Source organism: Actinoplanes sp. NPDC051470 (assembly GCF_040682035.1).
GTDB lineage: Bacteria > Actinomycetota > Actinomycetes > Mycobacteriales > Micromonosporaceae > Actinoplanes.
On record NZ_JBFBAA010000001.1, the window covers coordinates 766,614 to 783,923 of the forward strand.

Annotated in this window: 20 protein-coding genes and 1 pseudogene; 18 read left to right on the plus strand and 3 right to left on the minus strand. The window is 72.4% G+C overall.

Annotation, left to right across the window (positions count from 1 at the left end):
• Nucleotides 1–37 precede the first annotated feature (37 nt).
• The 4 genes from AB0M54_RS03765 (at nt 38) to AB0M54_RS03780 (ending at nt 4,345) form a co-directional block, all read left to right on the plus strand.
• Entirely contained in the window at nt 38–796 is a 759-nt protein-coding gene (locus AB0M54_RS03765; RefSeq protein ID WP_364313485.1) for a maleylpyruvate isomerase family mycothiol-dependent enzyme, read from the plus strand.
• 117 nt (nt 797–913) lie between these two features.
• Complete coding sequence (locus AB0M54_RS03770) at nt 914–2,329, plus strand: GH1 family beta-glucosidase (protein ID WP_364468922.1); 1,416 nt, start codon at nt 914–916, stop codon at nt 2,327–2,329.
• A 5-nt stretch (nt 2,330–2,334) separates the two neighbouring features.
• Nucleotides 2,335–3,345 carry a LacI family DNA-binding transcriptional regulator gene (locus tag AB0M54_RS03775; RefSeq protein WP_364313479.1) on the plus strand — a complete coding sequence of 337 codons (1,011 nt, stop codon included), beginning with the start codon at nt 2,335–2,337 and terminating at the stop codon, nt 3,343–3,345.
• A gap of 4 nt (nt 3,346–3,349) precedes the next feature.
• Nucleotides 3,350–4,345 (plus strand): phosphotransferase, encoded by a 996-nt coding sequence (locus AB0M54_RS03780; protein ID WP_364468924.1) that lies wholly within the window; start codon nt 3,350–3,352, stop codon nt 4,343–4,345.
• Here AB0M54_RS03780 and AB0M54_RS03785 read toward each other — a convergent pair.
• Nucleotides 4,308–4,886: a TetR family transcriptional regulator gene (locus AB0M54_RS03785; RefSeq protein ID WP_364468926.1), complete on the minus strand. Its 579-nt coding sequence runs from the start codon at nt 4,884–4,886 to the stop codon at nt 4,308–4,310. The genes AB0M54_RS03780 and AB0M54_RS03785 overlap by 38 nt on opposite strands.
• 79 nt (nt 4,887–4,965) lie before the next feature.
• On the opposite strand from AB0M54_RS03785, the gene AB0M54_RS03790 reads away from it, so the two are divergent.
• Nucleotides 4,966–6,423 carry an MFS transporter gene (locus tag AB0M54_RS03790; RefSeq protein ID WP_364468928.1) on the plus strand — a complete coding sequence of 486 codons (1,458 nt, stop codon included), beginning with the start codon at nt 4,966–4,968 and terminating at the stop codon, nt 6,421–6,423.
• A gap of 592 nt (nt 6,424–7,015) precedes the next feature.
• Here AB0M54_RS03790 and AB0M54_RS03795 read toward each other — a convergent pair.
• Nucleotides 7,016–7,390 (minus strand): DsrE family protein, encoded by a 375-nt coding sequence (locus AB0M54_RS03795; protein WP_364313468.1) that lies wholly within the window; start codon nt 7,388–7,390, stop codon nt 7,016–7,018.
• Between the two features lie 13 nt (nt 7,391–7,403).
• On the opposite strand from AB0M54_RS03795, the gene mtfM reads away from it, so the two are divergent.
• Together mtfM and AB0M54_RS03805 are read left to right on the plus strand one after the other, a co-directional pair.
• Nucleotides 7,404–7,508, plus strand: coding sequence for a small membrane protein MtfM (mtfM, locus tag AB0M54_RS03800; RefSeq protein WP_364313465.1), 105 nt, complete (start codon nt 7,404–7,406; stop codon nt 7,506–7,508).
• Nucleotides 7,509–7,546: 38 nt separating this feature from the next.
• On the plus strand, nt 7,547–8,104 hold the full coding sequence (locus AB0M54_RS03805; RefSeq protein ID WP_364317012.1) for an FABP family protein: 558 nt from the start codon (nt 7,547–7,549) through the stop codon (nt 8,102–8,104).
• Here the strand turns inward: AB0M54_RS03805 and AB0M54_RS03810 are convergent.
• Nucleotides 8,085–8,825 (minus strand): aminotransferase class IV, encoded by a 741-nt coding sequence (locus AB0M54_RS03810; protein WP_364469186.1) that lies wholly within the window; start codon nt 8,823–8,825, stop codon nt 8,085–8,087. The genes AB0M54_RS03805 and AB0M54_RS03810 overlap by 20 nt on opposite strands.
• Nucleotides 8,826–8,924: 99 nt before the next feature.
• Here AB0M54_RS03810 and AB0M54_RS03815 point away from each other — a divergent pair, with 99 nt between their 5' ends.
• From AB0M54_RS03815 to AB0M54_RS03865, 11 genes and pseudogenes are all read left to right on the plus strand, one after another.
• Complete coding sequence (locus AB0M54_RS03815; protein ID WP_364317007.1) at nt 8,925–9,323, plus strand: transcriptional repressor; 399 nt, start codon at nt 8,925–8,927, stop codon at nt 9,321–9,323.
• Nucleotides 9,320–10,348: a folate-binding protein gene (locus tag AB0M54_RS03820; protein WP_364468930.1), complete on the plus strand. Its 1,029-nt coding sequence runs from the start codon at nt 9,320–9,322 to the stop codon at nt 10,346–10,348. The genes AB0M54_RS03815 and AB0M54_RS03820 overlap by 4 nt, the downstream gene beginning before the upstream one ends.
• Before the next feature lie 12 nt (nt 10,349–10,360).
• The gene (locus AB0M54_RS03825; RefSeq protein ID WP_364468932.1) at nt 10,361–11,191 is read left to right on the plus strand and encodes a 3-keto-5-aminohexanoate cleavage protein; all 831 of its coding nucleotides are present in this window, start codon (nt 10,361–10,363) and stop codon (nt 11,189–11,191) included.
• A complete protein-coding gene (locus AB0M54_RS03830) occupies nt 11,188–12,099 on the plus strand; it encodes an asparaginase (RefSeq protein ID WP_364313456.1) in 912 nt (303 codons plus the stop codon). Before AB0M54_RS03825 ends, AB0M54_RS03830 begins: the two co-directional genes overlap by 4 nt.
• A 182-nt stretch (nt 12,100–12,281) precedes the next feature.
• A pseudogene (locus AB0M54_RS03835) lies at nt 12,282–12,626 on the plus strand (helix-turn-helix domain-containing protein); the annotation flags it as partial.
• A 122-nt stretch (nt 12,627–12,748) separates the two neighbouring features.
• On the plus strand, nt 12,749–13,201 hold the full coding sequence (locus AB0M54_RS03840) for a hypothetical protein (protein ID WP_364313453.1): 453 nt from the start codon (nt 12,749–12,751) through the stop codon (nt 13,199–13,201).
• Between the two features lie 51 nt (nt 13,202–13,252).
• Nucleotides 13,253–13,576, plus strand: coding sequence for a DUF2516 family protein (locus AB0M54_RS03845; protein ID WP_364313450.1), 324 nt, complete (start codon nt 13,253–13,255; stop codon nt 13,574–13,576).
• Nucleotides 13,573–14,469 carry an alpha/beta hydrolase gene (locus tag AB0M54_RS03850; protein ID WP_364468934.1) on the plus strand — a complete coding sequence of 299 codons (897 nt, stop codon included), beginning with the start codon at nt 13,573–13,575 and terminating at the stop codon, nt 14,467–14,469. Before AB0M54_RS03845 ends, AB0M54_RS03850 begins: the two co-directional genes overlap by 4 nt.
• 31 nt (nt 14,470–14,500) lie before the next feature.
• Nucleotides 14,501–14,980: a hypothetical protein gene (locus tag AB0M54_RS03855; RefSeq protein WP_364313444.1), complete on the plus strand. Its 480-nt coding sequence runs from the start codon at nt 14,501–14,503 to the stop codon at nt 14,978–14,980.
• Between the two features lie 26 nt (nt 14,981–15,006).
• The gene (locus AB0M54_RS03860) at nt 15,007–15,774 is read left to right on the plus strand and encodes an EI24 domain-containing protein (protein ID WP_364317005.1); all 768 of its coding nucleotides are present in this window, start codon (nt 15,007–15,009) and stop codon (nt 15,772–15,774) included.
• Nucleotides 15,771–17,225, plus strand: coding sequence for a tetratricopeptide repeat protein (locus tag AB0M54_RS03865; RefSeq protein ID WP_364468936.1), 1,455 nt, complete (start codon nt 15,771–15,773; stop codon nt 17,223–17,225). The genes AB0M54_RS03860 and AB0M54_RS03865 overlap by 4 nt, the downstream gene beginning before the upstream one ends.
• The last annotated feature ends 85 nt before the right edge of the window (nt 17,226–17,310 follow it).

A 17,310-nucleotide genomic window follows, 5' to 3' on the forward strand; every position in this document is an offset into this window, starting at 1 on the left:
GCTCATCGATTTCGCAGGACTCGGGCGGGAGCAGGTCATGAACAGGTTGCACGCGACCAAGGACTTCTGGCTCGCCGCGCTGCGCGCCGACGGTCCGGCGCTGCTCGACGCGGTCACCGAGGCCGGTCCCGACGCCGTTGTGCCGAGCTGCCCGGGCTGGTCCACGGCCGAGCTCGTCGAGCACCTGACCGCCGTGCTCCGCCGGGTCCGCGAGTCCGCGCCCCGGGGTGTGACCACCGCGCCGGAACGCCCGCCGCTGCCGCCCCGCCCGCCGTGGGACGAGGCGCTCGAGATCTTGCGCCGCGAGCTGGTCGGCACGATCGAGACCCTCGACGCCCTCGACCCGGAATTTCCGGCCTGGACCTGGCCCGCGCAGGCCAAGAAGGCCGGTTTCTGGCCGCGCCGGGTGGCCCACGAGGTCTCGGTGCACCGGTGGGACGCCGAGGCGGCGGCCGGCCGGCCCCAGCCGATCGAGACCAAGCTGGCCGCCGACGGGGTGATGGAGATCCTCGACACCTGGCTGCCCGCCGGCCGGCGCTTCGAGTCCACCGAGCTTCAGGGTGTGGTGCACCTGACCGCCACCGACGCGGCATACGAGTGGTTCGTCCGGTTGCGCGGCACCGGGGTGGCGCTGCTCGACACCGGAACCATCCTGGACACCGACGACCACCACCCCCGGGCCGAGGCCACCGGCACGGCCAGTGACCTCCAGCTGGCGCTGATGGGCCGCCGGCCGATCGAGGCGCTGACCGTCACCGGCGACCCGCGGCTGGTCCAGGCCCTGCACGCCGCCTGATCACCGTCCCAGGATGCGGTCATAGTTCCGCAACTATCGGTGGGTTACCGCAACCGTTCAAACATTTACTCTGTAGCGGTTGGCTAGGTACACCCATTCGTAGGAAGCGGTGAAGGCATGACGGCAACCGTCACGTCCGAGTCGGTGGAGCCCGGCGAAGCGGCACAGCCCGCGACGGCCCGGTTCCCGGACGGATTCGTGTGGGGATCGGCGACTGCGTCGTACCAGATCGAGGGCGCGGCCACCGAGGACGGGCGCGGGCCGTCGATCTGGGACACGTTCTCCCGTACCCCCGGGAAGGTCTTCGCCGGGCACACCGGCGACGTGGCCTGCGACCACTACCACCGCTACCGCGACGACGTCGCGATCATGGCGGACCTCGGGCTCCAGTCCTACCGGTTCTCGATCGCCTGGCCGCGGATCCAGCCGGACGGCACCGGCCCGGTCAACACCCGTGGCCTGGACTTCTACGACCGGCTGACCGACGAACTGCTGGGTCAGGGCATCCAGCCGGTGGTCACGCTCTACCACTGGGACCTGCCACAGGCGCTGGAGAGCCGCGGCGGCTGGGCCTCGCGGGAAACCGCTCTCGCGTTCGCCGAGTACGCCCAGATCGCGTACGCCCGCCTCGGCGACCGCGTGCCCACCTGGACCACCCTGAACGAGCCGTGGTGCTCGGCCTTCCTGGGCTACGCCTCGGGCCGGCACGCGCCCGGCGTCCAGGACCCGGCCTCCGCCTTCCGCGCCGTCCACCACCTGCTGCTCGGCCACGGCCTGGCCGCCGAGGCGCTGCGCGCGGCCGGCGCCGGGACGATCGGCATCACGCTCAACCCGGACGCGGTCATCCCGGTCGACCCGGCCAACCCGGCCGACCAGGCCGCGGCCCGGATCGCCGACGGCCTGCACAACCGGATCTTCCTGGACCCGCTGATCAAGGGCGCCTACCCGGACGACATGCGTGAGCTGATGTCCCGGTTCACGCCGCTCGACTTCATCTCCGACGGCGACGAGAAGCAGATCAACCAGCCGATCGACGTGCTCGGCGTGAACTACTACACGCCGTCCTACGTCTCCGCGAAGCCGGGACAGCCGGCCGCGCCCGAGGCCCCCGGCACCGAAGGCATCAGCTTCGCCAAGCCGGTCGGCCCGGTCACCGACATGAACTGGCTGATCGAGCCGGACGCCCTGCGCAAGCTGCTGGAGCGCCTGCACAACGACTACGGCGTGCCGCTGATGATCACCGAGAACGGCGCCGCCTACCCCGAGGTCCCGGCGCCGGGCTCGGACGAGGTGCACGACACCCGCCGGGTCGAGTATCTCGACGGCCACCTGCGGGCCTGCCTCGACGCCATCTCGAACGGGGTTGACCTGAGGGGATACTTCGTGTGGTCTCTGATGGACAATTTCGAGTGGGCTGAGGGATATGCGAAGCGGTTCGGCGTGATCCACGTCGACTACGCGACGCAGGAGCGGCGCCCGAAGGACAGTGCCCGGTGGTACGCGGACGTGATCCGACGCAACGGCTTGGAGTGAGGTCCATGGTGACCCGGGAACGGCCCACCCTGGAGGCGGTCGCCCGGCGCGCCGGGGTCTCCCGGGCCACGGTGTCCCGGGTCGTCAACGGCTCGACCACGGTCGCCGTCGCGATCCGGGACGCGGTCAACGCCGCCGTGCAGGAACTCGGCTACGTGCCCAACCAGGCCGCGCGCAGCCTGGTCACGCAGCGCACCGAGTCGATCGCGCTGATCCTGCCGGAGACCGCGAACCGGGTCTTCTCCGACGACCTGTTCTTCCCGGCGGTGATCCGCGGGGTGAGCCAGGAGCTGGAGGCGGCCGACAAGCAACTGGTGTTGATGATGGCCGGGTCGCCGGCCAGCCACGGCCGGGTCGAGCGGTACGCGATGGCCGGGCACGTCGACGGCGTCATGTTCGCCTCGATGCACGGCGCCGACCCGCTGCCCGGCGCGCTGGCCCGGCTCGGCATCCCGGTGGTGTGCAGCGGCCGGCCGCCGGCCGGGTCGCCGGTGCCGTACGTCGACGTCGACCACTTCGGCGGCGTCGCCCAGGCGGTGGCCCACCTGGTGGCCGGCGGGCGACGGCGGATCGCCACCATCGCCGGCCCGCAGGACATGGTGGCCGGGGTGGACCGGTTGAACGGCTACCGGGCGGCGCTGGAGGAGGCCGGGCTGAGCGGGCACGTCGCGGTGGGTGACTTCACCCGCGATTCGGGCGTACGCGCGATGAACGACCTGCTGGCCGAGGACCCCGACCTGGACGCGGTCTTCGTGGCGTCGGACATGATGGCGCACGGCGCGCTCCAGGCCCTCAAGGACAAGGGCCGCCGGGTGCCGGCCGACGTGGCCGTGATCGGCTTCGACGACTTCGAGATCAGCCAGTACAGCGACCCGCCGCTGACCACGGTCCGGCAGCCCATAGTGGACATGGGACGCACCATGGCACGGCAGATGCTCGGCCTGGTCAACGACGATCTCGACGTGCCCCAGTCGGTGGTCCTCGCGACCGAACTGGTGGTCCGTGCCTCAGCCTGAGCTCTTGGTTCACAACCAGGGGAACCCAGCCACCGGCGGGGTGTGGCGGATGCCGGGCGGCGAGGTGCTCAAGGTCGCCCGGCCGGCCTGGCTGCCGCCACTGCACCCGGTGACCTGGCCGACCAGCGACGATCCGGCTCACTGGAACTACTGGCAGCGGGAGGCGCTCGCCTACCGGACCGGGTTCGCCGCGTCGGTCTACGCGGACGCCGGCATCGTGCCGCCTTCGCTGTTGCGGACCGCCGACCGGCCCGACGGCGAGATCGAGCTCTGGCTGGCGTTCGCCGACGGAATGCCCGGCTTCTCGTGGCCGGTGGCACGGATCGCCGCCTTCGCCCGGCAGCTGGGCCAGGCGCAGGCCGGGTGGGCGGGCCGCGTACCTGCCGAACCCTGGCTCTCCCGGCACTGGCTGGCGCAATATCTCTCCGCCGGGCCGGCGGACTCGGTCTTCCTGTCCCCGGCCTCGCCCTGGCGTCATCCACTGTGGCCCTCGGACGCGCTGGACCGGTTGCGGTCGGCGTGGATCGCGCGGCCGTCGCTGGTCGCCCGATGCGACGCCGTTCCGCGTACGCTGTGCCACCTCGATGTCTGGCCCAACAACCTGATCTCCTCCGGCGGGACCAGCGTGCTGCTCGACTGGGCGTTCTGCGGCGACGGCGGGATCGGTGAGGACCCGGCCAACCTGATCGTGGACAGCTTCACCGACGGCCTGATGGACCCTTCCCTGCTGCCGGAACTGTCCGAAGCGGTGATGGATTCCTACGTCGAGGGGCTGCGCGACGGCGGCTGGACCGGCTCGGGCGACGACGTCCGGCGGTGGATCATGCTGTTCGGGGTCACCAAGTACTCCTGGTTCGCGCCGGCCCTGCTCGGCCGGATGAGCCGCGACGGCGACCTGGGCCAGAAGACCTACGGCCAGGACACCAGCGGCGACAGCGCGATGGTGCGGCTGCGCGGGCTGATCACGATGCTCGGGGAGTGGGCCGCAGCAGTCCGGTGATGACGTCACCCAGCGGCGTGACCAGGTCTTCCTGATCGGCGGCGGCCAGCGGCTGCACCCCGATGACCGTCCTCATCAGCACCAGGCCGAGGGCGGTGGCCAGCACGAACTCGGCACGCAGGAGCGCGTCGTCGGCCTCCAGCCCGGTCGCCGCGACCAGGCGCTCGGCGAAGTTGCGCATCACGTTGCGCCGGACCTGGTCGGCCGCCGCGTCGCCGGACGAGCGCAGGAGCAGCAGCAGACGCGTCTTGCCGCTGTCGTCGGCGAGGTGGCGGACCATGGTGCGGGGCAGCTCGTCGAGGGTGATGCCGGGCGTGACGCTGCGGTCGAACTCGTCCACCGCCCCGGTCAGGCAGGCCTCGAACAGGCCCTCCTTGGACATGAAGTAGCGGCTGATCAGGGACACGTTGACGCCCGCCTCGTCGGCGATGTCGCGCACCGTGGTGGCCGCGTACCCGTTGGTGGCGAACCGGTGGCGGGCCGCGTCGAGCAGCGCCCGCCGGGTGCCGGCCGCGTCCCGGCGGCGGGCCTGTTGCGTCATGCCGTGCAGGGTACGCGGTCCGTGATGTGACGTAAACAACCGTTTACTTATCCGGGGGACTCTCCCCCACACTGGTTCCATGACTCAGCCCAGCCGTCACGTCAACGGCACCCTGCTCGTGCTCTACCTCTCGCTGGGCGGCCTGGCCTTCGCCGTACTCCAGTCGCTGGTGGCGCCCGCCCTGTCGACCATCGCCCGGGAGCTCGAGGTGTCCAGCGGCGACGCCAGCTGGGTGATCACCGCGTACCTGCTGTCCGCATCGGTGCTGACCCCGATCCTCGGGCGCCTCGGCGACATGGTCGGCAAGCGGAAGGTGCTCATCGGCGTCCTCGCCATCCTGGCCATCGGCACCGCCCTGGCCGCCCTCGCCCCGAACCTGGCCGTGCTGATCGTGGCCCGGGCCCTGCAGGGCGCGGCCGGCGCGATCATGCCGCTCTCCATCGGCCTGGTCCGCGACGCCCTGCCCCGCGAGCGGGTCGGAGTCACGGTCGGCCTGCTCTCCGCGATCTTCGGGGTCGGCGCCGGCATCGGCATCGTCGCGGCCGGCCCGATCGTCGAGCACCTGTCCTGGCACTGGCTGTTCTGGCTGCCGCTGGTGCTGGTCGTGATCGCCCTGCTCGGCGCCATCTTCGGCATGCCCGAATCGGCGGTGCGCAAGCCCGGCCACCTCGACTGGGTCGGCGCCACCATCCTCTCGGTGTCACTGGTCTCCCTGCTGCTGGCGATCAGCAAGGGCCGCGAATGGGGCTGGGGTTCGGGTTCGACCATCGGCCTGCTGGCCCTCGGTGCGGTCGCGCTGGTCGCGTTCGTCCTGGTCGAGACGCGTACGAAGGAGCCGCTGATCGACATGCGCCTGATGCGCATCCGCGGCGTGTGGGCCACCGACCTGGTCGCGCTGATCCTCGGCTTCGCCATGTTCGGCACATTCCTGCTGGTGCCGACGCTGCTCCAGCTGCCCGCGATCACCGGCTACGGCTTCGGCAAGTCAGTCTCCCAGGCCGGCCTGTTCCTCCTGCCCACCGTGGCCACCATGGTCGTCTTCGGCCCGCTGGCCGGCCTGCTCGCCCGCAGGTTCGGCCCGAAGCTCCCACTCTTCTTCGGCACCGTCGCCGTGGTCGCCGGCTTCGTGGTCCCCGCGGTCGCACACGGCCAGCTGTGGCAGGTCGTCCTGTCCGGCGTGCTGGTCGGCGCCGGCATCGGCCTCTGCTTCGCCGCCATGTCGAACGCGATCATCGAAAGCGTCCCGGCGGCCCAGACCGGCGAGGCCATCAGCGTCAACACCATCGCCCGAACCGTCGGCAGCAGCATCGGCACCGCGGTCATCGCGGCCGTGATCGCCTCGAACACCACGCCGCGCGGCCTCCCCACCGACGACGCGTTCACGATGGGCTTCGCGGTCTGCGCCGGCGTGGCCGTCCTGGCCATCGTCGCCGCCCTCCTGGTCCCATCGGCCAGGCGCCGCCACAACCAGGCGGTGGCCGCGGGCGTCGACGACCTCCCGCCCGAGCCGGTCGAGCTGCATCTGAGCAACCGCTGATCTCGTCAGCCCGGCGGCGCCAACTCGGCCCGTCGGGCCGTCCTGTTCGGCGCGCGCCGGAGTGTGACCACTCACCCACGTGGACCTTCGGCAAGAGCGCCTGCGTCGCCGCGCTGTCTTCTCCGGCGGGCGAGGTGGTGCCCGGTCGCCCTTTGCTGCCGCCCATTGCGCCCGGTGGTGGGCTGAGGCGGGTGGCCATGCCGGCGGGTGCCCGCTCACGCTGATTGCCGCCGGTCGCGCCGGGACGGTGGTAGCTCAGGGCGGGATCGTGGACGCGGATGGCGCGCTGGGCTACCACCCCCGCCTGCAGTGGTAGGCCCGGACGGTGTTCAAGGCACGGATGGCGCGCCTGGCTACCACTTGAGGGGGTTCAGGGTGACCGCTCACGCAGAATGAAGGGTGGGCGGCTCTGTTCTGGCCGGTCACGGCCTTGGAGCCGCGCGCCCGGCCTCGGCGGGAGCGACGGTCAGCACCACCCAGCCAGCTACGACATGAAGTACTTGACCTTGACCTGGGTTGGGAAGAAGAAAGGGCCGGGAGCGACGGTCTGGGCCACCCACCCAGGTGCGACATCACCCTCTTGATCTTGAACTCAGTAGACCAGCGCCTGGGCGCCGTCGGTCGTGATCTCCTCGACGAAGACGGCGGCGCCGGCGATGCGGATGCCGGGGAGGACGTCGTCGGGGCCGATGTCGCGGCGGGCGGCGCACTGGGTGCAGGCCGTGACGCGGCCCGCCTCGAGCAGGATGCCGAGCAGCTCGGGCAAGGGGGCCGCGTGGGGCAGCTCGAACTCCTCGGCCCGGGACGGCAGGGCGAACCAGGTGGACTCGCCGGTCAGCCAGAACGAGACGTCCACACCGGCCGCCGCGGCGGTGCTGGCCACCGTGAAGGCCTGGGAGCAGCGTTCCGGGGCGTCCGAACCGGCGGTCGCCTTGACGACCAGCATGCGTGCCATGCGGCTCAGCATAGGATGGGTCCCCGTGGTTACCGAGATCGGATTCGTGAGCCTGCTCGTGGCGGGCCTGGGCGCCGTCGCGGGCGGCGTCAGCTACCTGGCCATGCGTATCGCTAGGGGGCGTTGGTGAGCGACAGTGACGAGAACCCGCTCGGCCCGCCGCCGTGGATGAACGCGCCGGCCGTCGAGCCCTACCCGTACGAGGACACCTTCGACCTGCGCAAGGGTCCTGACCTCAACCCGGCTCTGCTGGGCCTGCTGCCGTTCGTCGGGCAGTGGCGCGGCCGCGGCCAGGGTGGATTCCCGGCGCCGGAAGACTACGACTTCGCGCAGGAGATCACGATCAGCCATGACGGCCGGCCGTTCCTGATGTTCGAGTCGCGCGCCTGGCTGCTCGACGGCGACTCCAAGCCGATGGGCGAGGCGGTGCGTGAGTTCGGCTTCTGGCGTCCGGTGCTGGTCGACGGCCGGCCCGGCGACGACATGGAAGCCACCATGATCACGCCCGACGGGGTGATGGAGCTGTATCTCGGCCGGGCCAACGGCACCCGGCTCGAGATGGAGGCCGACGCGATCGTGCGTACGCCCACCGGCGCCCAGGTGACGGGAGCCCAGCGGCTGTACGGCATCGTCGAGGGCGCCCTGCTCTACGCCCACGAGATGGTGGCGAACGGCGAGGGACCCCACCCGCACATGTCGGCCCGGCTCATCCGGGTCGGCGGCTGACGATCCGCGACAAGCGCCCGGTCCACGGCGACCGGGCGCGCCCGCGGCCGTCCAGCTCGATCACCTCGGCCAGCCCGCGCAACGCCGACACCAGCCAGATCCCGTCCGACCGGTCCAGGTCGGCCACCGTCGCCTCGCCGTGGACACCGCCGGCCTCGGACAGGAGGTGGGCCACGGTCACGCTGGGCAGCACCCCGTCGCCGGCCACACCGTGCAGGACGCCGTCGCTCAACCAGACCAGGCCCGCGGTCGGCGACTCCAGCGCGTACCCCTCGGTGGAGACCCACAGCATGTCGCGGTCGCCGGCCGATCGCCGCGCCGCCAGGTTCGCGGCGTAGGAGAGGGTCTTGGCGGTGGTCAGCGACCATCCGGGCCGTTCGCGGGACACTCCGGCCTCGGCGGTCACCACGCGCACCCCGTCGGCCCGCTGAGCGATCACGGCCTCGGGTACGGGGGTGACGGTCGCGTAGAGCACCGGCTCGCCACCGGCCGGGCCGGCCGTGCACACCAGCCGCAGCGCGCCCTCCCCGTCGGCCCGCCACCGCGCCTCGGCCTCGTCGACCAGGGGCGCCGGGTCGGGCAGCGTGATCTCCAGCAGCGCCGCCGACCGGGCCATCCGGGCCAGATGGGCATCCCGCAGCCGCGCGACGCCGTCCCGGATCCACACCGTCTCGAAGACGCCCTCGCCGTACAGCACCCCGCGATCGTCCGGCCGGAGCATCGTCCCCGCCGGGATCACCACAAACCGGTCGTCCACCGGCGCAGCGTAACCAGGAAGCCGCACTATGCTCGGAGGGTGCCCGCCTCGACCCTCGCAGAGATGCTCCGGGAGCGCGGCCTGCGGCTGACCCCGCAGCGCCAGCTCATCCTGGAAGCCGTCCACGAGCTCGGCCATGCCACCCCCGAGCAGGTGCACACCTATGTGCGTGAGCGGGTGGCCGGGGTCAACATCACCACCGTCTACCGCACCCTCGAGCTGCTCGAGGAGCTCGGGCTGGTCAACCACACCCACCTCTCGCACGGCTCGCCGACCTACCACGCGGCGGGCGAGGACCAGCACGTTCACCTGGTCTGCCGGGCCTGCGGCTCGATCGCCGAGGTCGACCCGTCGGTCATGCGGCCGGTGACCGAGCGGCTGCTGGCCGAGCGCGCGTTCCGGGTCGATGTCGGGCACGTCTCATTGTTCGGTGAGTGCGGCGACTGTAAGGATCGACTGTGACCACCGTGACGATCGAGGATCTGACGCCCGAGTCGGCCGACGCCGGCGTGGCGGCCCACTACGGCGACCCGATGCGCGAGCAGCGCCTGCTCGAGACCGCGGTCGGCCTGGTCGACCGCTCCAACCGCGACGTGCTGGCGGTGCCGGGCGAGGAGCGCGCCTCCTGGCTCCACACGCTCACCACCCAACACCTGACCGACCTGCGCGCCGGCCAGGGCTCCGAGCTGCTGGTCCTGTCCCCGAACGGCCACGTCGAACAACACGCGTTCGTCACCGAGGACGGCTCCACGGCCTGGCTCGACACCGAGCCGGGGGCCGGGGCGGGCCTGCTCAAGTACCTCGAGATGATGCGGTTCTTCACCAAGGTCGAGCCGCGCGACGCCTCCGCCGAGCGCGACGTCTGGTCGCTGGTCGGCCCGGGCGCCGCCGAGCTCTTCCCGTCGCTGGCCGAGCCGCGGATCGTGCCGGTGCCGGGCCCGAAGTTCGCCGCCGGTTCGGTGCCGCCCGAGCCGACCGCGCTCTATCCGGCGCTCGAGGTGAACGGCATGCTGGTGCGCCGGGTCCCGATGGGCGTCGACCTGCTCGTGCCCCATGGTCAGGTGCCCGACCTGGATGTGCCGCGGGCGGGGCTGTGGGCGTACGAAGCGGTCCGCGTCGCCCACCGGATCCCGCGACTGGGCTGGGAGACCGATCACCGCACGATTCCGGCCGAGGCCGGGTTCCTCGCTCAGTCCGTACATCTGGACAAGGGTTGTTACCGCGGCCAGGAGACCGTGGCCCGGGTGCACCACCTGGGCCGCCCGCCGCGCCGGCTGGTGCTGCTCCACCTCGACGGCGTGGCCACCGACCAGCCGCCGGCCCAGGGCGCCGCGGTCATGCTCGACGGGCGGCAGGTCGGCTTCGTCGGCACCGCCGTGCGCCACCACGAGCTCGGCATGATCGCCCTGGCCGTGATCAAGAAGAACGTCGCCGACGACGCCTACCTGCTGGTGGGAGAGTCGGCTGCGGCGATCGACGTGGCCTGACAGGATGCCGCTATGACCGGCACTTTGATCACCGTTGCGCCGACCGGAGCGGAGAGCAGCAAGGCGGCCGTGCCCGCGCTGCCGGTGACGCTCGACGAGCTCGTCGTGACCGCCAAGGAGTGCGAGGCGCTCGGCGCGGCGATCATCCACGTGCACATCCGCGACGACCAGGCCCGGCCCACCCTCGACCAGGGGCGGCTGCGGGCCACGGTGGCCGCGTTGAAGCAGTCCACCGACCTGATCGTGCAGCTCTCCTCGGGCGGGGCGGTGACCGACCCGGAAGAGGCGCGGCTGGCCGTGCTCGACGCCGGCCCCGAGATGGCGTCCTGCACGATGGGCACGGTCAACTTCGGCGACGACGTGTTCCTGAACCGCTGGGACTTCATCGTCGACCTGCACGCCCGCATGCAGGACCGCGGCATCGTGCCGGAGTACGAGATCTTCGACCTGGGCCAGCTGGCCACGCTCCAGCGGCTGCTGGCCAGGCACGGGCTGCCGGTCGGCGGGCACGTGCACGTCGACCTGGTGATGGGCGTGCCGGGTGGGATGCCAGGCACGCCCGATGCGCTGGTCGCCTGCACGTCGGCGATCCGCGACCTCCCCGACGGGACCACGTTCAGCGCCACCGGCATCGGGCGCTCGACGATCCCGGTGATGCTGGCCTCGCTGTCCGCCGGCGGCCACCTGCGGGTCGGCATGGAAGACACCGTCACGTACGCCAAGGGCCGCCCGGTCGAGTCGAACATGCAGCTGGTGGCCCGCGCGGTCGGCTTCGCCCAGCTGGCCCAGCGGCCGCCGATCACCCCGGCCGAGGCCCGCCGGATGCTCGGCGTCCCGGCATGATCCTGGCCGAGGTGGTCCGCTCCGGTTTCGTCGAGAGCGTGCACCACGGCGCGGTTGTGGTCACCCCGGACGTCGCCTCGGCCGGCGACGTGACCGGGCCGATGTTCCCGCGGTCGTCGAACAAGCCCCTGCAGACGGTCGGCATGCTGCGGGCGGGGCTGACCGTCGCCGACGGCGCGGCGCTGGCCCTGATCAGCGGCAGCCACTACGGCGAGCCGGTCCACGTCCGCATGGTCCACGAGATCCTCGAGAACGCGGGGCTGGCGCTGGGCGCGTTGCGCTGCCCGGCGTCGCTGCCGCGGCACGAGCCGACGCGGGACTCCTGGCTGCGGTCCGGCGGCGGGCCCGAGCGGGTGCTGATGAACTGCTCGGGCAAACACGCCGGGATGCTCGCCACCTGTGTGGCCAACGGCTGGCCGACCGACACCTACCTGGATCCGAAGCATCCGCTCCAGGTGGCGCTGGCCGACGCGGTGGCCGACCTGGCCGGCGAGCCGGTCGCGGTGACCGGGGTGGACGGCTGTGGCGCGCCGGTCCTCGGGTTCTCGCTGACCGGGCTGGCCCGCTCGTTCAGCGCGCTGGTGGACGCCGCGCCGGGCAGCCATGAGCGGCGGGTGGCCGACGAGATGCGGGCCCACCCCGAGCTGGTGGCCGGCACCGGCGACGACGACACCGTGCTTATGCGGGCGGTGCCGGGGCTGCTCATGAAGGGCGGCGCCGAGGGCGTGGTGGCGGCCGCGGTGCCGGGGGCGGGAGCGGTGGCCCTCAAGATCTCGGACGGCGGCATGCGTGCTCGTACCCCCGTGCTCCTCTCGGGCTTGCGCCGCCTGGGCGTGGCCGCGCCGCACCACACCGAGCTGGTCCTGGGCGGCGGCGAACCGGTCGGCGAGGTCCGCGCCACCTGGTGACGCGAGGGTAGTCCTGGACGCCCGCTGGGGTGACCCGGCGGGATGCCAGCCGCCTTGACTTCCGCGGGTGTGGACAAGTGCACCCAGATTGACGTGCCTTGACCACCAAGTGACTCGACTCACGCTAGCTACAGTTAGCAGAACGCTTGCTGGAGCTAGCAAAGCCGACTACGTTCGAACGCATGGCCGGAAAACAGGAACTGCCTCAGGACATCGGGACGTTCATCCGTGACCTGCGGCAGACCGCCAAGATCTCGCTTCGGCAGCTCGCCGACAAGGCCGGGGTGAGCAACCCCTACCTCAGCCAGATCGAGCGGGGCCTGCGCAAGCCCAGCGCCGAAGTGCTGCAACAGATCGCCAGCGCGCTGCGGGTCTCCACCCCGGCGATGTACCTGCGGGCCGGCCTGCTCGACAGCGATGGTCAGCCGGGCGTGCTGGCCGCGATCGCCGCCGACCCCGATCTCACGATCGCGCAGAAGCAGTCGCTCTCGCAGATCTACGAGACGTTCCGCAACGAGAACACCCGGCGGGACGCTCCCGTCGCCGACGACGAGCCCGTCCTCGAGACCGCGCCTGACCTCGACGAGGAGGCGGCGATCCGCTCGCGGCTCGCCACAGAGACCACCACCACCATCTCGGAGGAGAAGTAATGCCTGAGCAGACCAAGACCCGACTGCCCGCCCCGCTCTACGCCGCCGCCGGCGCCGGTGACCTGGCGTACCAGCAGCTCCGCAAGCTCCCGGCCCTGGTCGACGAGCTGGGTGTGCGGGTGAACGAGATCAGCGAGCGGGCCACGGCGTCGCTGCGGGCCGCCAACGACAAGGCCAACCAGACCGACTTCGACAAGCTGCGGGACAACGCCGCCTCCAGCGCGGTCAGCTTCGCGCAGGTCGCCTCCGAGCGGGCCGTCTCGGCGTACACCGCCCTGGTCGCCCGGGGCGAGCGGGTCGTCGGCACCGGCGTGGTCGGGGCCGCCGAGGTGGTCAACGCCGACATCGAGACCACCGAGGAGCCGGCCGCCATCGAGGCCGCCGCCGCGGCCTCGGCCCCGAAGCCGCGCAAGAAGGCCACCCCGGCCAAGAAGGCCACCCCCGGCAACTGAGCCTGTGGAGGCCCCGGCAGCCGCCGGGGCCTCCGGCTTAGACTCGAAGCCATGGCCACGACAAGCGCGCCGATCTTCTACATTCAAGTGCAGGGCGTGATCTCGATCACGGTCATCATCGCCTCGTTGATTGTGCAGGCGGTCGCCCTCATCCACTGCGTCACCCAGCGTGGCGACGGGTTCCAGGCCATCGGCACCCTGCCCAAGGGCGCCTGGCTGGCCATCCTCGCCGTCTGCTTCGTGCTGACCTTCCTCGGTGTCGGCGGCGGCGCCACCGGCATCTTCGGCCTGATCGGCGTGGCGGCGGCCCTGATCTATCTGCTCGACGTCCGCCAAGGCCTGCGTGACCTGACGGACGGTAAAGGCTTCTGGTGAGAGGGTTCCGCTGGCCGCCGCCTCCGGACGGCGGGCCGCGGACCTGGGGCCCGGCACCGACCGGTCCCCGCACCGGCCGGCCGACCCTGCCGTCGCCGCCGACCGAGATGATCACCGCGTCGGCCGGCGTACGCCTGGAACAGCTCACCACCGGCGTCAGCACACCCGTCACGGTGTTCGCGCACGGGCTGGCCGGCGACATCTCCGGCACCCGCCCGCTGGGCAGCGCGGTGACCGGCCGGCGAGTCTTCTTCCAGTTCCGCGGCCACGGGCGCTCGTCCTCGCCACCCGGGCCCTGGACCTTCGCCGACCTGGCCGACGACCTGCGCGTCGTCGCCGATCATGCGTCGGCGACCCGGGCGCTCGGGGTCAGCATGGGCGCCGGTGCGTTGTGCCGGCTGCTGGCCGACCGTCCCGACCGGTTCGAGCGGGTGGTGTTCTACCTGCCCGCGCCGCTCGACGGCACCCGGTCACCGGTGACCGCGGCCCGGCTCCAGCGGCTGCTCGCCGCCCTGGAGAGTGGTGAGGCGGCGCTGGTCGCCGAGGCGGTCGAGGCCGAGATGCCGCCGGCCGTCCGCAACACCCCGGCCGGCTGGAGTCACCTGCGCCACCGGGTCGAGCAGTTGATGCGTGACGGGCTCTCCCCCGACCTCGACACGCTGTGGGCTGCGCCCGCCGTGCCCGACCTGGCCGCGCTGGGCCGGGTCACCGCCCGCGCGCTGGTGCTCGGCTGCGCCGGCGACGACGTACACCCGGTGCGGGTCGCGGAACGCCTCGCGGCCGCCATCCCCGGCGCTGACCTGCATGTGTACGACCGGCCGTCGGTGCTCTGGACCAACCGGGCCGACCTGCGCCGGCGGATCTCCACGTTCCTGAACGACGAGAGGCCGTAACCTTTCCGGCCCGCCGACCGGTGTTCTGGGCGTGCGGCTCTCCCCCAGATCCATCTTCGTCGGCGTCATCGCGCTCGGCCTGCCGTTCGCGCTGACGGTCGGCTGGGTGCTGGGCGGCCACCACCTCACGTCCACGCCACCGGCGACCGCCGGCCCCGGCGGGTCCGGCCTGCTCGGCACCGCGCCGGCCCGGGCCACCGATGACTCCGCGCCGAGGTGGCTGCCCGGCCGCTACGAGAACCGGCCGGCCGCGCCCGCGCCGTCGTCCGCCGCGTCCGCCCCGGCCGCCCTGGCGCTGCCGGTCACACCGCCGTCCTCGGGCGCCGAGACCCAGGCCGGCCCCCGCGGCGGCCCGCTGACCACGTTGCCGACGTTGCCGCCGCTCACCGATCCGCCGGTGCCGACGCCGACGATGGTCACCAGCGAACCGCCGCCGCCCTCGGCCACCCCGTCGTCGTCACCGTCCGCGACCCCGAGCGGTCTCGGCGCCGGGCTCCTCCGGCGGCGCTGAGCTTCTGGCCCTACCCTGTCCGGGTGGTGATTCGCGACTTCTTCACCGGCGCCGGTCTGCTCGGCCGCGGCCTGGGCGAGGTGCTGCGCCGGCCCCGGCTGCTCGGCCTCGGCATCCTGCCCGCGCTGATCTCCGCGCTGGTGTACGCCGCGGCGCTGGCCGCCCTGATCGCCTACGTCGACGACCTGGCCGCCGCGGTCACCTGGTTCGCCGACGACTGGGCCACGGGCTGGCGTGACGCGCTGCGGATCTTCGCCGGGCTGGCCCTGCTCGGGGTGAGCGGCCTGCTCACCGTGCTCACCTTCACCGCGGTCACGCTGCTGATCGGCGACCCGTTCTACGAGAAGATCTCGGAGCTGGTCGAGGACCGCTACGGCGGCGTGCCCGACGCGGTCGAGACCGTGTGGTGGCGTTCGCTGGGCCGCAACCTGGTCGACAGCCTGCGCCTGATCGGCCTGTCCATCCTGCTCGGCATCCCGCTGCTGCTGATCGGCCTGATCCCGGTGGCCGGTCAGATCCTCGGCATCGTGCTCGGCGGCGCGGTCGGCGGCTGGCTGCTGGCGGTGGAGCTGACCGGCGTGCCGTTCCAGCGCCGGGGCAAGCGGCTGCGCGACCGGCGGGCGGTGCTGCGGACCCGGCGGCCGATGGCGCTGGGCTTCGGTGTCGCGGTGTTCCTCTGCTTCCTGATCCCGCTCGGCGCGGTCCTGCTGATGCCGGCCGCGGTGGCCGGTGCGGCCCTGTTGTCCCGGTCGGTTCTCGGACTGCCGGCGACCTCGTACACTTCCGGCTCGTGACCCACACCCCCACCCCGGTCGAGGTCGCCTTCGCACTGTTGCGCGAGGGCCGCATGGGCGACGCCGAGAGCCTTCTGACCCGCGAGCTGCAGGCCGTGACCGACCAGCACGGCGAGGGCAGCCCGGCGTGGGCCTCGGCCCAGTCCGACCTCGGCACGGTGCTGCTCAACACCGGTCAGCACGAGCGCGCGGTCGAGTGCTACCGCCGCGCCGCCTCGGCCGCGCCCCGGGACAACGAGTCGCACAAGGACCAGCTGACCTACCGGCTCAACCTGGGTCTGGCGCTGCGCATGGCCGGCCGCCTCGACGAGGCCGAGGCCGAGTTGCGCCGGGGCGCCGAGGAGCGGCTCGCCTTCTACGGTCGCGAGCACGCCGGGTACGCGTTCGGCCTCGAGCCCCTGGCCGACCTGCTCCGGCGGCGCGGCGACCTGGCCGAGGCCCGCCGCGTGACCGAGGAGACGGTGGCGAACTTCTGGCGCAACGGGCACGAGCGGGTGGGTACGGCGCTGGCCCTCCGCGCGGCGCTGGTGCACGACGCCGGCACCGGCGAGCCGCTGTTCCCCGACCTGCGCCCGCTGCCGGACGAGGTCGTCGAGCAGATCGGGCGCGCGGTCGCCGAGACCGATCCTTCGTCCATGGCCCTGCTCCGGGCCACCGTGTCCATCTTGGAGGGACGCCTCGGCCGCGATCACCAGGCGACGCTGAACGCCCTGTCGGCGCAGGCCAATCTGGGCCGTGACCTCGGCGACCAGGCCGGGCGGGTGGAGGCGATCGAGCGGGTGCTCGCGTCCTACGACCGGCAGGGCCGGCCGGAGGACGCGCTGATGGCGACGCTCGGCCTGGCCATGGCCCAGGGCGAGGCGGGCGACGCCGAGGCCGGGCTGCGGACGTACGCCGAGGCGCACGAGCGGGCGGACCGCATCGGCCGCCCCGAGTTGCGGAGCCAGGTGCTGCGGAACTGGGGGCTGGCCCTGAAGGAGGCCGGCCGGACCGGACCGGCCGAGCAGCGGCTGACCGAGGCCGTGGCCGAGGCCGGGCGCGGCGCCGACCACGACACGGCCGGGCGGGCCGGTGTCGCCCTCGGCCTGTTCCTCCAGCACGAGGACCGGCTGGCCGAGGCCCGGACCGTGCTGGAACAGGGCCTGGCCGTGATGGATCCGCTGCACCCGGACGCGATCGTCGGGCGCAGCCACCTCGGCGCGGTCCTGGACGGGCGGTCCTGCGGCTGCGGCGACATGCCCGAGACGATCGCCGCCGCCTTCCGCGACTTCGTCATCACCCGCCTCCCCGCCGACCTCCTCGACCACCTCGACGTGACCATCGTCGACGGCGACTTCAAGATCGACGTGTCCCTGCGACGCGAGCCGGAAGAGTCCGAACTGGCCCGCCTCAACGAGGTCTTCCAAACCGCCCTGGCCGAGTTCCGCGGCCGCATAACGACCCGAAACTAAGCCGGGTTTTCGAAGTTCGGTTTTCGGGGTCTTCGGTTTCGGGGTTTTTCGGTTTCGAGGGTGGTCACTCACGCACGTGGAGCGA